At 71.4% G+C, this 15667-nt stretch carries 8 protein-coding genes and 1 pseudogene; 5 read left to right on the top strand and 4 right to left on the bottom strand.

Going from position 1 to position 15667, the window contains the following annotated elements:
* The coding region (locus tag IH54_RS0137245) for a helix-turn-helix domain-containing protein (RefSeq protein WP_159012326.1) at positions 1-212 on the bottom strand (212 nt) is incomplete at its 3' end.
* Positions 213-447: 235 nt separating this feature from the next.
* Here IH54_RS0137245 and IH54_RS0137250 point away from each other — a divergent pair.
* From IH54_RS0137250 to IH54_RS0137260, 3 genes are all read left to right on the top strand, one after another.
* Positions 448-717: a hypothetical protein gene (locus IH54_RS0137250; RefSeq protein WP_031525601.1), complete on the top strand. Its 270-nt coding sequence runs from the start codon at positions 448-450 to the stop codon at positions 715-717.
* Between the two features lie 105 nt (positions 718-822).
* A complete protein-coding gene (locus IH54_RS0137255; protein ID WP_031525603.1) occupies positions 823-4038 on the top strand; it encodes a P-loop NTPase fold protein in 3216 nt (1071 codons plus the stop codon).
* A 103-nt stretch (positions 4039-4141) separates the two neighbouring features.
* Positions 4142-6535 (top strand): DUF7507 domain-containing protein, encoded by a 2394-nt coding sequence (locus IH54_RS0137260; RefSeq protein ID WP_159012329.1) that lies wholly within the window; start codon positions 4142-4144, stop codon positions 6533-6535.
* A 75-nt stretch (positions 6536-6610) separates the two neighbouring features.
* Here IH54_RS0137260 and IH54_RS0137265 read toward each other — a convergent pair whose 3' ends face one another.
* Positions 6611-7132, bottom strand: coding sequence for a DinB family protein (locus IH54_RS0137265; protein WP_031525607.1), 522 nt, complete (start codon positions 7130-7132; stop codon positions 6611-6613).
* 102 nt (positions 7133-7234) lie between these two features.
* Here IH54_RS0137265 and IH54_RS42240 point away from each other — a divergent pair, with 102 nt between their 5' ends.
* Positions 7235-7483 (top strand): hypothetical protein, encoded by a 249-nt coding sequence (locus IH54_RS42240; protein WP_234344242.1) that lies wholly within the window; start codon positions 7235-7237, stop codon positions 7481-7483.
* A gap of 18 nt (positions 7484-7501) precedes the next feature.
* Here the strand turns inward: IH54_RS42240 and IH54_RS42245 are convergent, their stop codons facing one another.
* Together IH54_RS42245 and IH54_RS0137280 are read right to left on the bottom strand one after the other, a co-directional pair.
* A complete protein-coding gene (locus IH54_RS42245; protein ID WP_031525611.1) occupies positions 7502-7993 on the bottom strand; it encodes an SUKH-3 domain-containing protein in 492 nt (163 codons plus the stop codon).
* Positions 7990-14823, bottom strand: a complete 6834-nt coding sequence (locus tag IH54_RS0137280) for an RHS repeat domain-containing protein (RefSeq protein WP_052398306.1) — start codon at positions 14821-14823, stop codon at positions 7990-7992. The genes IH54_RS42245 and IH54_RS0137280 overlap by 4 nt, the downstream gene beginning before the upstream one ends.
* 364 nt (positions 14824-15187) lie before the next feature.
* Here IH54_RS0137280 and IH54_RS45935 point away from each other — a divergent pair.
* Positions 15188-15667 (top strand): annotated as a pseudogene (locus tag IH54_RS45935) (hypothetical protein); the annotation flags it as partial.

The following is a 15667-nucleotide window of genomic DNA, read 5'->3' on the forward strand; positions in this document are numbered from 1 at the left end:
GTGACCCCGTAGGTGTGGAGCAGCTTCTCGACGTAGGGAAGCTTGAGCCCGACCTCGGCCTTCTCCATCCGGCGGATCGTGGCGTGCGTGACGTCCAGCGCGCGGCCCGCCTGCTCGAAGCTGATGCCCGCCTGCTCGCGCAGGTCCTGGAGCCTCTTGCCCAGCACCATGCGCAGGACGGTGGGTGCTCCGCCCGGCCGGGGGTCCATCACGGTGCGCTCCTTCTCCAACTGCCGTGGCCGGAAGGCAGTCTGTCATGGTGTGAGCGGCAGGGAACAGCGGCGGAGGGACGCCTCCGCCAGGGCAGACCGGACATTGCTGCACGCCGCCCCCATCCCCCTCACCCTGCCCACCCGCGCCTCCGTCGAGGCCTCGCTGTCGGCGAGACCCACTACGATCCAGCCATTCCCGGCCACCCGGCCGGGGACGGGCAGGGAGGGGACCGCGATGGGACGCCGGATGCAGGAATGGGCCCGCAAGAACAGGATGAAGGCCGCGGTCGCCGCGCGCGAGCGGGGTGACAGCACGTACGTGCACGGCCTCGTCCTGGCCGACGAGAAGGTGCGGGACGCACACATAGGCTTCATCGAGGCGGAGGGCTGGAAGCTGGTCTCCATGCAGGCGAACCCGGACAACCCGCGCGAGCGGTGGACGCTCGTCTTCGGCCGCGCGGAGGCGGTGGAGGGGGTGCCGGAGCCGACCGAGACGTCGGGCTGACGGCTCCCCCGGCGGACCCGCGCCGCGGCGGCGCTCCCGGCCGCGAATGTCGCGGTTGCGCAACTCCGGGGGTCTCCGGGCCGGGGACTGACGCATCATCGGACGGTGACCGACACCGGCTCAGCCACCGGCTCCGCGTACGCCGCCCGTCCGGGCGGGCCCCCGCTGCAACTCGTCCCGCTCGGCGGGCCCGTGACCTCCCACATCAACGGGGTGCGGTCGGCCGCGTGGACGACGGGCCGCCAACCGCCGGTGCTCGCCACAGGTGGCGGGAACGGCGAAATACGCCTGTGGCAGGCCGGTGGGTCCGGGCTGTTCCCCCTCGGCACTGCTCCCGTCGGCCATTCCGGCTGGGTGCGGTCGATGGCGTGGGCGTGGGACGGCGAGCGGCATCTGCTCGCCACCGGCGCCAGCGACGGAACGGTGCGCCTGTGTTCGCTGGACGACGGCACGATGCGCCTGCTCGACGAACCCGGCCTCGGCCACACCAGTGAGGTGCTCTCAGCGGCATGGGCCAAGAACGGCGAGCGGCTGCTGCTCGCCACCAGCGACGCAGGGGGCTGGATACGCCTGTGGGAAGCGGCCGACAACGGCCTGCGAGCTGCTTCCCCGGGCATCGTCGGCGTCACCGGCGAGATGCTCTCGCTGGCATGGGCCAGGGACGACCGTCAGCTCCTGCTCGCCGGAGGTATAGGCACCGGCGAGATACTCCTGTGGCACCTGGGCGGCAGAGCACTGTCCGACCTCCCGGGCCGGAACACGGGCCACACCTGGGCAGCGCGATCCGTGGCATGGGCGCAGGACGGCGAGCAACTCGTGCTCGCGAGCGGCAGCAACGACCAAACCATCCGGCTGTGGGGGCACGACGGAGCCTCCCTGCGCCCCCTCGGCGAACCCGCCACCGGCCACACCGACTGGGTACGGTCCGTCGCGTGGGCGCGTGGCGGCGGGCGGCTCCTGCTCGCCAGTGGCAGTGACGACGGCACCGTACGGCTGTGGGAGCGCGTCGGGGACGCCCTGCACCCGCTCGGCGAACCCGCCACCGGCCACAGTGGCTGGGTGCTCACGGCGGCCTGGGCGCAGCACGGCACGCGCCTTCTTCTGGCCACTGGTGGCAACGACGGCACCGTGCGGCTGTGGGAAGCTGTGGAGGACCGCGCGCAGCCCCGGATCCCGGCGTACCGCTCCGACGCGCTCGGTGTGCCGGACGCGCTGGCCCGCTCCGACGACGCGCGGGCACTGGCCGAGCTGGTCACGGCGCGTTCGGCGCGGCCGCCGCTGGCGGTGGGGCTGTTCGGGGACTGGGGCGAGGGCAAGAGCCACTTCCTGGGGCTGCTCCAGCAGCAGGTGGACCTGGTGGCCCGGGCGGGCAACCCGCTGGCGCACCGGGACGTACGGCAGGTGCGGTTCAACGCCTGGCACTACGCCGAGACCGGGCTGTGGGCGAGCCTGGTCGCCGAGCTGTTCGCGCAGCTGACCGCACCACCCGGGGAGGACGACCCGGGAGAGGCACAGCGCAGCATGTCCCGGCTGACCGCCGAACTCGTCACGGCACGCGGGCTGCGGCCCCGGCTCGACGCCGCCCGCGCCCGCCGCGACCGGCTGGAACGGGCGTTGCGGGAGCGGAACCTGTGGGACAGGCTCTCGCCCGACCAGCAGCAGCACATCGCCGAACTCGCCGAGCAGGACGCCGTGCCCGCCCGGTACTACCGGCAGAGCGCGGGGGGCCTCGCCGTCGTCCGGGAACGCCTGCTGATCCTGGGCGCGACCGTACGCGGCATCGGCCCGGTACGAGTGGCGACATTCCTCGCGGCGTGCGTGGCCGTGGTCGCCGGTGGCGTACTGGCGGCACGGTGGTGGCAGTGGCTGCCGGGCTGGGCGAGCGGAATACCCGGTGCGGTACCGCTGCTCGCGGGAGTGGCATGGATCCGCGGGCAGGCGGCACGGACCCGCGTGGGCTTCCGGCAAGTGCGGCAGGCCGCCCAGCGGATCGCCGAGCAGCAGCGCGCGAAGCTGCTGACCGCCGCCGAGGTGGCCGCGGCGGAAGTAGCGGCGCTGGAGCGCCAGATGCAGGACCTGACGGCCGCGGGCCAGCTCGCCGGGCTGATCGGCGACCGGGCTGCGGGCGCTGACTACCGCGGTCAGCTGGGCGTCATGACGCAGATCCGAGAGGACTTCGAGCGGATGGCGGAGCTGCTGGGGCAGGCGGCTTCGCCGGATGAGGGGGCGGAGGCCGGCGCCCGCGACGAGGCGGACGACGCGCTCCCCCGTATCGACCGGATCATCGTCTACATCGACGACCTCGACCGCTGCCCGCCCGCGCGGGTCGTCGAGATGCTGGAAGCCATCCACCTCCTGCTCGCCGTCGAGCTGTTCGTGGTCGTCGTCGCGATCGACCCGCGCTGGCTGCTGCGGGCGATCGCGGCGCACTACCGCGACGTGCTCGACGCCGCGCCCGGCGAGGGAGTCGCGGGCCTGGGGGCGTCCACGCCGGCCCAGTACCTGGAGAAGATCTTCCAGGTCGTGCTGACACTGCCCGCGCTGGACGTGGGCGGGTACGGGCGGATGATCGACACGCTCGTCGGCGTACGCAACGACCGGACGCCGCCGCCTTCCGCGTCCGGAGGTGCGGCCGCGTCAACGGCACCGGGCCCGACCTCCGAACAGGCCCCGGACCGCACGGACCCGGGACCCGCGCAGGCGGCGACCCCCGCCCCCGCGGAGCCCGTACTCGGGGACGAGGACGACATGGCCCTCGGCATACCGCGCGTGGACGCCCTCCGCGTCGTGGAACGCACCGACCCGCTCACGCTGGAGCCCGACGAACTCGCCCTGCTGCGCCTGCTCGGCCCGCCCCACCTGGTGGCGACGCCCCGCGGGGTGACGCGGCTGGCCAACAGCTACGGCCTGCTCACCGCCCTGCGCCGTACCCACCGCGAGGCCGACCTCGCACAGACCGCCGAGTCGGGCTCCCCGCCGTACCGCGCGGGGATGGTGCTGCTCGCGGCGCTGGTCGCGTACCCCGCCCTCGGCCCGGCGCTGTGCCTGCACCTGCACGCCGAGGCGACGGCCCGCCCCGGCGCGACCTGGCGGGACTTCTGCGCGGCCCTCCCGCCCCCGGCCGCCCCCGCGGACACCATCGCCCAGTGGGGGGCTCTCCGTGCGGCCCTGCTCGCCGTCACGCAGACCGCCACGGACCACGCCCTGCTGCTGCCCATGCCCCTCACGGTCTGGCGCGAGTGGGTCCTCCCGGTGGCCCGGCTGTCCTTCCCGGCGGGCAGCATCGTCTCGACCCTGCACCCGGGCCAGGCCCCCGCCTGACACGCGGGGGCGTCATTCCGATGCGTACGCCGGAAGAATGGCGGGACGGGAACGGAAGGCGTGTTACGCCCGCGGGCCGGGAGAGATCCCTACCTTGCGCGGTATGAACCTGAGAAATTCCCCTGCCCCCACCGCACGACGGGGGCGCAACCGGCTCGGGCGGTGGGTCGCGGGCGGGCTCGGCGTGCTGGGACTGGTCGCGACGGGCATGGGCCTGCCCGCCCACACGGCCGCCGCGCAGGGGGCGGGCGTGCCGCTGGTGAACGAGACGTTCACCGGGGCCACCGCCGACCCGGAGTTCGAGGGGTTCGGGGACGCGTGCCTGACCGGCGCGCCCCAGGCCCCGGCGCCCGGTCCCGGCACCCACCCGCTGGGCGGCTGCCCGGCCGGCCCCGTGGGGCCCGTACCGCCGGACAACGGCGCGCCCCACGGCTACCTGCGGCTGACCGACGCGGGCAACGACCGGTCCGCGGCCGCCCTCTACAACCACGCCCTCCCGGCGAACCAGGGCATGGTCACCACCTTCGACCAGTGGCAGTACGGGGCGACGACCAACCCGCCCGCCGACGGCATCTCGTTCTTCCTCATCGACGGCGCCGCGTCGCTGACCGCGCCCGGAGCGTTCGGCGGCAGCCTCGGCTACGCGCAGAAGCTTCCCGACGACAACCCGAACGCGACGTTCGTGCCGGGCGTCAACCACGGCTACGTCGGGGTGGGCCTGGACGTCCTCGGCAATTACTTCGGCGACTGGGAGCACCGCGGCAACGGCTGTGCCACCCGCTCCCCGGCCGGCACGTCCTTCCGCATCCCGGGGCCGGGCGCGAACATGGTGACGCTGCGCGGGCCGGGCGACGGCACCGAGGGCTACTGCTTCCTCACCGCGACGACCAGCAACTTCTCCACCACGGGGCCCTGGCCCTCCACGCTGCCGGGACAGCTCCAGGGGCCGACGACCTCGCTCCCCGCGGACGCCACCCCGGCGGAGGCCGAGGCGCTGCTGGAACCCTCGCGGCGCACGGTGACCGTGGAGGTCTCCCCCGCGCCGAACCCGGTGATCACCGTCTCGATCGACTTCCACGACGGCAACGGCACCCAGCAGGTGCTGTCCACCCCGGCGCCGCAGCCGGTGCCGAGCACGTACAAGTTCGGCTTCGCCGCCTCGACGGGGCTGTTCACGGACGTGCACCTCATCCGCAACGTCAGCGTCCACCCGGCGGCTCTGCTGCCGCGGCTCAACCTCGTCAAGCAGGTCTCCCAGGACCCGCCGCTGCCGCTGCCGCTGGTGCCGGGCACCCAGGTGCCGTACCAGTACGTGGTGACCAACAGCGGGAACACCGAGGTGAGCGGGGTGACCGTCACAGACGACAAGGTCAGCGGCATCACCTGCCCGCAGACCACCCTCGCGGTCGGCGGGACGACGACCTGTACGGGGACGTACACGGTCACCGACGCGGACGCGGCGGCGGGTTCGCTCACCAACAACGCCACCGCGCACGGGCAGTCCGACGGCACGCAGGTCGACTCGCCACCGGACAGCGTCACGCTCCCGGTCCAGTCCGGACCCGGGATCCGGCTGGAGAAGTCGGTGGACGACACCCGGGAGTACCAGGTCGGCGACGAGGTGGCGTACACCTACACCGTCACCAACACCGGCCCGGTCACGCTGACGGGCGTGGCCGTCACCGACGACCGGGTGACCGGCGTGACCTGCGGCGCGACGACCCTCGCCCCGTCCGGTGAGCCCGGCGACAGCACGACGTGCACCGGGACGTACACCGTCACCGACGCGGACGCCGACGCGGGGTCGGTCACCAACACCGCCACCGCGCAGGGGCAGGCCGACGGCACGCAGGTCACCTCGCCGCCGGACGACGCGACGGTGGCCGTCGCCTCCGAACTGGGGCTGCGGCTGGAGAAGTCGGCCGACGACAGCCGGGTCTACCGCGCCGGTGACGAGGTCACGTACACCTACACCGTCACCAACACCGGCAACGCCACGCTGACCGGGGTCGGGGTCACGGACGACCTCGTGCCGGACGTGACCTGCGAGGCGACGACCCTCGCCCCGGGCGCGAGCACCACGTGCACCGGCACGTACACCGTCACGCCCGAGGACGCGGCGCGCGGCAACGTCGTCAACGTGGCCGCCGCACACGGCGAGTCCGGCGGCCGGGAGGTCGTCTCGGAGCCCGACAGCGTCACCCTCCGGGCGGCCGAGAAGCCCGGCCCCCCGAAGCCGTGCCACGACGAGTACGGCAAGCCGTGCCCGCCCGAGCCGAAGCCGACGCCCGAGCCCTGCCACGACACGTACGGCAAGCCGTGCCCGCCGAAGCCGACGCCGGAGCCCTGCCGCGACACGTACGGCAAGCCCTGCCCGCCGAAGCCGGAGCCCTGCCGCGACACGTACGGCAAGCCCTGCCCGCCCGAGCCGAAGCCGACGCCGGAGACCTGCCGCGACGAGTACGGCAAGCCCTGCGCCCCGAAGGCAGCCGCGTAACGGCTGGGCCGGGCTGAGCAGTTGACCGCCATTTCCCGACAACCGCAGGCCCCCGCCACCACGGCGGGGGCCTGCTCAGTCGCCGGTGCGCCTGTCCGTACGCTCGCGCAGGAGGTCGGCGTGCCCGTTGTGCCGCGCGTACTCCTGGATCATGTGGACGTACACCCACCGCACGCTCAGCCGCCTCCCCGACGCCGCAACGAACGTCTCGTCGAGCCCCCGCCCGGCAACCGCCGCCCGCGCGGCCTCGACCTCGTCCCGATACCGCCCGAAGTCCCGCTCGGCCCACCCCGCGTCGACCCCGCCGAACCCCTCTTCCCCGTCCTCCGGCCAGACCGCCCCGACGTCCTCCCCCGCGACCCGCCGCCGGAACCAGGACCGTTCCACCTCCGCCATGTGCCGCACCAGCCCCAGGAGCGTAAGGGAGGACGGCTCCACGGCGGCCCTCACCAACTGCTCGCCGTCCAGCCCCGCGCACTTCGCGAGCAGCGTCTCCCGCTGCCAGTCCAGCCACCCCTCCAGCGTGCCCCGCTCCGGCAAGCCGGTCAGATCCCCCAACTGCACGCTCCGCCCGACCTCCGGCGCTGTCCACGTCATGGGGGAATTCTCGCTCTTCCGCCAGGCCGAGCGGCTTACCCTTCTGTCATGGCGCAGTGGCGGCGGTTTCCGAGCAGAGCGTTCTGGGCCGTGGACCGGTTCATGGGAGGCCAACGGCCTCCGACCCGCAGCCAGAAGTGGGCCGCTCGCCATCCGGTCGCCACAGGCCTGTGCGCGGCCGTCCCCACGACGCTCTTCTTCCTCGCGCTGTCCCCCGGAACAGCCCCCGGCGACCTCGCGTTCGCCGCATTCTCCGGCCTGGCCCTGGGACTCGTCTTCAGCCTCACGGCCGCTTCGGAACGGCTCCGCCAGCGCCGCCTCAAACGCCTGGGGCTCTGGAACGGTTCGTGAAGGGGACCGCCCCCGCCCTCACCGCGGCCACGGCGCCAGGCCCGCGCCGGAGTGCAGGCAGACCAGCGGGCGGTCCGCAAGCAGCGTGAGCCGCAGAGCGTCCTCGAACGTCGCTCCCAGCTCCCAGATCCAGCCGAGCCCGGCGGCGACCACCCTGCCTTGGCTCTCCACGAAGACGCTCGAATAGCTGAGCCACTCCCCAAGGGGGAAATATTTTCCGCCAAGAACGTCCTCGATCTCCCGGGCCAATTCCCTCTGACCGGACCCGGCCGACATCGGGTCGAAATTGAACGGCTCATCGTTGGTAAAATTCGGACCGACTGAGTTCACTGGCACGACCACCAGCCCACCGAGCGCGGAAAGAATCTCCTCGGCTTGCCTACTCGACGTATAACCCTCAAGCGACAATTGTTCGACCCACGGCTTCACATCCACGCTTCGCCGAGGGCCCCAACCGGATTCACGGAGGGCCCGCCGCAGCTCAGGCGGCAACGAGTCGAAGTCGATCACGGCTGCTCAAAATCATCGTCGAGGTTGTTCAGCAAACGCTGGCAGCGGCCACACGGCGCTGCGGGTTGACCGTGGTCACTTGTATCCGAGGTGGGCATCTGGTTATTTCTCGTCCTCACCGTCTGCATACTACCTCCCCTGATCGCATCGGGCCCCTCCGCCTCTTGCGCCTGTATGAGGCAGTCCACTTCCGAACATCCGCCATGATGACCGGCCGTCTGCAATTCTCCCGACAGCGGCTCCGCCGGTTCCCTACCATGCCCATTACGTCCTTGGTACGTTCGCCCGGACGGAGACGTGTATTCCGAAGCAAATTTCCCTCCCTTCATGTTACGGACCCTGTCCGCATAGTTCTGCAGGGACGGACTTGGGGAAGCCTTGGACGGCGCAGCGCCTCCGCCTCCGTTTCCGGCCATATGGCTCGCACCTGCCAGGTTGGCCACCACCGCCGCACCTGCCGCAACCGTCGTCGCGCCCGCCGCCTCCGCGGCCACGCTCAAGCCTGCTGATGCCGCGGCCACCGATGCCATCGCCAGGGATCCGGTGGCCAGGGAGGATTCGGCGAAGGCCATCGCCATGGGGGCGGCCAGCTCCGGCATGATCACCATCGCCGTGACGATCGCGGCCACCGCGAGGGTGATCTCCGCCACCGTGATGATCGTGTCCAGGTGGCGTTTGACCTGGCACGCGACGTTGTACCAGGAGCAGTGGCGCTTCGCCGCCCTCGCCGCCGCGGCCTTCGCCTTGGCTCGGGCCTGGGCCTCGGCCTTTTCCTGGGCGGCCTTGACGGCGGCCGCGTAGGCCTTGGCGGCGGCGTCGGCGTAGGCCCTGTCGGCCTTGGTGACGGCGTCGTTGTAGCCGCTGCAGGTCTTGGGGGTGCAGAGGGCGCCGAAGCCGTTGTCGTGGGCGAGCTTCTGGGAGATGGGCTTTCCGCCCTTCTCCGTCGGCACGTTCATGGTGGGGTCGGCCCACCAGTTGTCCAGGCCCGTGGGGTCGCTGAAGGTGACGGGGTTGCTGGAGGCGTAGGTGTAGCCGTTGAGCTGCTGGGGGTCCGTCTCCAGGACGGGGTCGAGGGAGACGAAGCGGCCGAGGTCGGTGTCGTACTCGCGGGCGCCGATCGTCGTGAGTTCGTCGTCGGGGTCCTGCGGGCTGTTGAGGAAACCGTTGGGGTCGAGCCAGCTGCTGCCCGGGGTGGGGCCGCGCGGGGCGCCGTACGGGGTGTACTGCTGCCAGGACGGGTTGGCGGCGGTGGCGTCGAGGGCGAGGGTGCCGGTGCCGTGCTGGTCGCCGTACTCGAAGCCGTAGCCCTTGGTGGTGACGATGGCCTGGCCGCCGCCGGGCAGGTCGTAGGAGCGGACGTTGCTCAGGTCGCCGGACGTGGTGTCGAGGGTGATCTGCTGGTCGGGCAGGAAGACGGTGACCGAGCCCGGGTCGGTGCGCTCGACGACGCTGCCACCGTCGTCGTAGAGGTAGCCGGTGGTGTGGGTGCCGGTGGTCGCGGTGCTGAGCCGGCCCTCGTCGTCCCAGGTGAGCGACTGCGCTCCGGCGGTGGTGGGGCGGGAGACGGTGTCGCCGAGGCTGTCGTAGCAGTAGTTCTTGGTGGTGGTCGTCGCGCCCGTCGTTGTGCTCGCCGAGGCGAGGGTGTGGGCACCGGAGCTGGAGGCGGCGCAGGCGGCGGCGCTGCCTCCGTACGCATAGCTGGTGCTGGTGTCGGCGCCGCCGGTCAGCGAGTGCTGCACCTGCTGCTTCGGCTGGCCGAGGTTGTCGAAGCTCCAGCTGGTCCAGTACGCGCTGCCCGCGACGCCGTCCGTGACGACCGCGGCCGCGGTCTGCGGGGTGGGCGCGGTGTCGCAGGTGCCGGCCGCGCTGCTGCCGGTCGTCCACGCCTGGGAGAGCCGGTCGAGCGCGTCGTAGCGGTAGCACTGCGTCTCGGTGGCGCCGGTGCCGCGGATGTCGGTCTGGGAGGTGATGTTCCCCGACGGGTCGTAGGCGAACTTCGTGTGGTCCAGCGGGGTCGCCGACACCGCGGTGTTGATGACGTTCTGGTCGAGGAGCGCCCCGGTGTGCGTGTCGTACGTGTTGGTGACGGTCGCCTTCGCCGCCGCCGATCCGACGACCTGCTGCGCCACCTGGCCGAGCGCGTCGTACGCGACGTTCTGGACGTAGCCGTGGCTGCCGGAGAGCGTGCACTCCTGGTCGATGCCGTTGTAGCCGCAGTAGCCGGTGGTCAGGGTCTCCTTCGCCATCCCGCCCGCCGCCGGGACGAGCGTCGCCTTGGGGCGCCCGACCGTGTCGGTGTAGCTGTGCAGGTAGGTGTAGTCGCCGGCGAGCGCGGTGGTGCCCGGGACGGTGTAGGTCTCGCCGAGCGACTCGGCGAAGATGTTGAAGCCCTTGGCCTGCGTCACGAAGGTGCCGGCCGCGGTGTAGGACTTCGCCGTCGTGAGGTGGCCGATGGCGTACGTCATGCCGGGCACGGCGTTGTCGCTGTTGTCGTACGTCCACGAGGCGACCTCGTTGGCGGCCGACTGGGCGTTCAGCGGCGCGTCGTACTCGGCGGTCTTGCGGTTGAGCTTGTCGTAGACGAACGACAGGGTGTGCCCGGCCGGATCGGTCGACTGCACCTGGTTGCCGGCGCCGTCGTAGAGGATCGGGGACTGCGCGGGGGTGCTGCCCGCGTCCGGGTCGGTCGAGCCGGTGACGTCGCCGTGGTAGTTGTACCGCGTGCCCCAGACGTCGCCGGCGGAGTCGACGGTCTGCTGCGCGCGGCCGAGTGCGTCGAAGGTGTAGCGGGTGGCCTGGAACGTTCCGCCGGTGACCTTCGCGGTGGTGAAGCCGCCCGCGATCGCGGTCGTCACCGTCGGAGCGGTGTCGTACTGGTCGAGTTCGGTGGTGCGGCCCATCGCGTCGGCCGTGACCGCGGTCGCGGACTTGCCCTGCGGCGGGACGCTGACGGTGCGGTCGCCGAGGTACTGGCTGTACGCGACCTCGCGGACGGTCTTGTCGTCGAGACCGGTGACGACGGTCGGGCGGCCCATGCCGTCGTAGGAGGTGATCGTCTGCTGATGGACGTTGTTGTCCTCGGTCTGCATCAGCACGTCGTTCGGGTTGGACGTGTTGTCCTGGTAGGCGTCGTTGGTCTGGGTCACCCAGCCGTGCGTGTCGTAGAAGGTGTCGCTGATGATCCGCCCGGTGCCCGTGGTGACCGCCTGGTCCTGGGTCTGGCGGGTGCGCAGCAGCGCATCCAGCAGGTTGACGGACGAGGTGTAGCCGCCGCTGTCGTTCATCACCTTGGTAGTGACGACGACGGGCGCGGTCGTGCCCGCGGCCGGGAAGCTGTAGCTGTAGAGCTGGTTGGCGGGCTTGTCGGTGGTGCGCGAGTCCTGCCACACGGCGATGGTGCGGCCGAGGCCGTCGGAGTGGACGGTGGAGAGGACGCCGTTGACGTCGGTGGCGGTCAGGGTGACCGCCCGCTCGGGGTCGTACGTGGACGTCGTGCTCTGGCCGAGGGCGTTCGTGGCCTTGACCGCGGTGGTGGTCAGATAGGCGGTGTCGGTGTAGGCGGTGGTCGTCTTGTTGCCGTTGCCGTCGTACGTGGCGGTGGGGCGGCCGTGGGTGTCGTAGACGGTGGTGGAGTCGGTCTGGTAGACGAACGCGCCGGCCGCGTAGCCGATGGCGTCCTGCTGCACGGAGGAGTCCGCGAGCGTGGGGGCGGGCTGCGGCCACGCAGGCAGCGCGGGCTGCGGCCAGGTCGCCGCCATCGTCTGGTTGTCGTAGAAGGTGCGGGTGTCCGAGATGACGTCGGTGGCCCGGTCCAGCCCGGTCGGCGCGGTCAGGGCGTTGGTCTGGGCGGCGGTGGGCGCGCTGGCCCCGGCCGGTGAGGTGCCGCCGCACGGCTTGGCGTCGGTCTCGGTCTCGGCGACCAGGCCGGTGAGGTTGAGCGCGGTGTTCGCGGCGGCGTACGTGGTGCGGGTGCAGGTCTCCTGGGAGCCCGTCTTCCCGGCCTTCGCGAGGTCGCCGTGCGCGTACGAGAACTTCTCCAGGCCGAACGTCGGCGAGTCCGGGTCGGTGTCGAAGCTGACGTCGGTCTCGGTGGTGCGCCAGGTCGTGGGAGTGGTGCTGGTGATCGCCTGGCGGTCCCACGTCTCGACCTGGCCCATGGCGTGGGCGGTCAGCGGCGGCAGGCCGCTGCGGGTACGGCTCGCGTAGGACGCCGACAGCCAGTAGGAGTTGATGGTCGAGTGGTCGACCGGGCCGCCGTCGTACGTGTAGGTGGCGCTCTCCATCGGCTGGCCGGAGAACTGGTCGGTGTCGGGGTGCTTGCCGCCCTGCGAGTCGGTGAGCGTGACGGACCTGCTCGACGTGGACGACAGCCAGTCGCCGTCCATGCCGCGGTAGTACCAGGACTCGGAGAGCGTGAGCGGATCCGTGCCCTGGCCGGTGCGCACCTGGACGTCGCCGTAGCCGCGCCACTGGCCGTACGTGCGGTACTTCGCCTTGACCAGCTCGTTGTCGTCGTAGTGCCAGGCGGCCGGGCCGAGGTACTTGTACGACGTGTAGAGGCCCGCGGAGCCGCCGGAGGGGTCGGACTGGGCGACCGAGGTGGCCACGTACTTGTTGAACCAGTCCAGGTACGAGGTCGTCAGACCGTCGGGGCTCCACCGGACCGGGAAGCACGACGAGGTGTTCGTCTGCGGGTCCAGATTCTGGATGCTGCTGGGGGTGCAGGGCGAGACGAGGCCGTAGGTGACGCTGATGACGCTGCCGGTCTCGGTGGTGATCGAGTTGATGCGGTAGCGGTTGAGCGGGCCGAGGCCGCCGCCGGTGCCGGAGGTGAAGTTCACCCGGTTGGCCATCATGGTCGACGAGAACGTCACCTTGGGCAGGGTGACCGCGGGGCCGCCCGCGGTGGTGTCGGCGCCGGTGTGCTCGATGGAGTCCAGCCACAGGGTGGAGGTGTTGAAGGTGCCCGTCGTCGGGATCGACTGGCCGAGGGTCCACGAGTCGACGGTGCGGTACGCGCTGCCGTCCCACTGCCGCGTGGTGATCGAGGAGAGCCGCACGGTGGAGAAGAAGGCGGGCCCGTAGCTGTCGCAGCCGGACGTCTTCGCGCACAGCAGGTCGAAGGGGACGTCCGGCCAGCTCGCGGCGGTGTCCTTGGTCAGCGCCGGGCAGCTGGCCTTGCCGCAGCGGTCGCCGCTGTCGTAGACGACCTGGTCGGGCACGGTCCCGTAGGCGTTGCCGTCGGTGAAGCCGTAGTCGATGTGGTCGAGGTAGCTGTCCCGGACGTAGCTGCCGTCGGCGGCGCCGTCACGCTCGCCGTAGTGGTTGGTGGCCTGCTTGTAGTAGTACGCCATCGCCCCGCCGTGCAGGTTGGTGACGTAGTCCAGGTGCCAGCGGTAGGCCATCGTGCAGACGGAGTCGGCGAAGCCGGAGGACTTGTAGCACGGGCCGGAGTCGTCGAGGGAGAAGACCGGCTCGGTGTCGACGGAGTTCGTGGTGGGCTTGCCGTCGGTCCAGCCGGGCAGCTTGTTGCGGCCGAAGGAGAAGACGGTGCCCGAGCGGTCGGTGACCGTCCAGTAGTCGGTGTTGTACGTGCCGCTGCCGTTGCCGGTGCCGGTCTGGTGGGTGACGACGTCACCGCTGCCGTTGGCGGGCTCGTAGGTCTTCTTGTCGGCGTCCCAGATCAGCGACGTGGTCGAGCCGTTGAGGGACAGCGTGAGCAGCGGGCCGTCGTAGCACATGTCGCCGGTGGCGTCGCCGCTCGGCAGGTTCTTGCCCGCGACGGCGTCGCTGCACGAGAGGAAGGACTGCTCGACGAAGGAGTCCGCGGCCGACCAGCCGTCGCCGATCCACGACGACTGCGCCTCCGTGGACGCGACCTGCCCGTCGATGCTCCCCGAGTCGTACGACAGGTCGGGCGTCGGCTCCAGTCCGGTCACGGACGGCGGTACGGAGATCGGGTACGAGTAGTCGAAGGAGCCCGCCGAACCGCCCGCGGTCCACGAGCCGGACGGCTTCATCGACGTGGCCCCGTACTGGCCGCCCGCGCCGCCGCCGTCGCCCGAGGACGCGGCGGAGGTGGCGGCGAGGACGACCGGGGCGGCGCTTGCGGTCGCGGTCGCGGGGGCGGTCAGCGCCATGGTGGTGGACAGCGTCTGGGCGGCGCCGTCGTTGCTGGTCCGCAGCGGGGTCTGGGTACGGCACGAGGCGAGCTGCGGGGTCGTCAGGGCGCAGGCAGGGAGCTGGACGAGGTGCAGCCGCGAGGCGTAGTCGCCGCCGTAGGCCTGGGCGAAGGAGGAGTAGTCCACGCCCAGGCGCACCGTGCCGGGTCCGGAACCGGTGGGCGTCACCTGGGCCACCACGCCGGTGATCCCGGCGTCCTCGGCGGCCTTCCGGTCGAGCACCTTGACCTTGAGCGCTGTCAGACCGCCCTTGGCGGGTGCGCTGTCCTTGGCGGTGGTGGCGGCCTTGCCGTCCGTGCCCGCCTTGCCGGTCTTGGCGGCCTCGCCGTCGACCCGCTGGGCCCACACCGGGCTGCCGGGGCTACTGCTCCGGGCGGAGGTCAGCTCCAGCGTGCCGGACACGGCGGACGGGAAGGTGGTCGCGGTCGCCTTGTACGGCTTCGCCTTCTTGGCGGGCTTCGGGGCCGCACGGTGGACCGCGCTCACCGGGACGGGCGCGCCGAGCACCGGCTTCGGCGCGTGCACGTGTGCCTTGGCGGGCGGCAGCGCGGACGCCACGGCGGTCTGCAGCACCAGCGCGAAGATCGCCAGCAGGGCGACCCTCAGCGACAGGAACCGGTTTCTGTTCCACCACAGCTTCGACCGCACAGCCCCGCCCCCCACTTCCCCGAACAGCGTCCGGACCAACTGCGCAGTGACACACGGCTTTTGCCACAGAGCATCAGCGGAGGAAGTTAGCGCCAGTTGGCTTGCACATGGATCAAAAGAAGGCTGTGATGTGCATCACTTTTTTTGTGCGGCTCTCGTGAGTTTTCTGTGGTGACGACGAAAAACTAAAGCCGAACCCCGGGAACAGTAAAGCGATTCCCAAATATCAAGGAGAATCGTGGTCAAAAAGGGGCACCGCTCACCAGTCCTTCACACCGAACACTCATGGGCTGTACAAGTCCTTCGGAATACTCACGGCGACAGACCAGGCGCCCAACCCGGGCAAACGGGAAGTGAAGTGATGATGGCTCACAGACCACGCAAAGCCGCTGCCAGAAGAGGCGCCGCCGCGCTCGCGCTCGGCGCCCTCTCGGCGGCCTTCCTCGTGACCCTGCCGCCGGGAAATGCGGCAGCCGACAGCGGAATACCGACTTCCCCTTCCGCGGCCAAGCCCGCGAGCAGTCAGGCGCACAAAGCCCTCTCGGCCGACGAAGCCGCGGCGAAGGCGCAGTCGACCGGCCGCCCGGTCGTGGCCTCGGCCCTGACCACAGCGGTGTCGCAGACCACGGCCAACCCGGACGGCACCCTCACGCTCGCCCAGACCGCCGCCCCCACCCGCGTCCTGAAGAACGGCGCCTGGACGGCGATCGACCCGGCCCTGGTGGCCAACGCGGACGGCACGCTCTCGCCGAAGGCCACCCCGTCCAGCGTGGTCCTCTCCGGCGGCGGCACCGGCCCCCTGCTCACACAACCCGCAGCTCACCACGCTGCTCAACGCCGACAT

This window comes from Streptomyces sp. NRRL F-5123 (assembly GCF_000721495.1).
Taxonomy (GTDB): domain Bacteria; phylum Actinomycetota; class Actinomycetes; order Streptomycetales; family Streptomycetaceae; genus Actinacidiphila.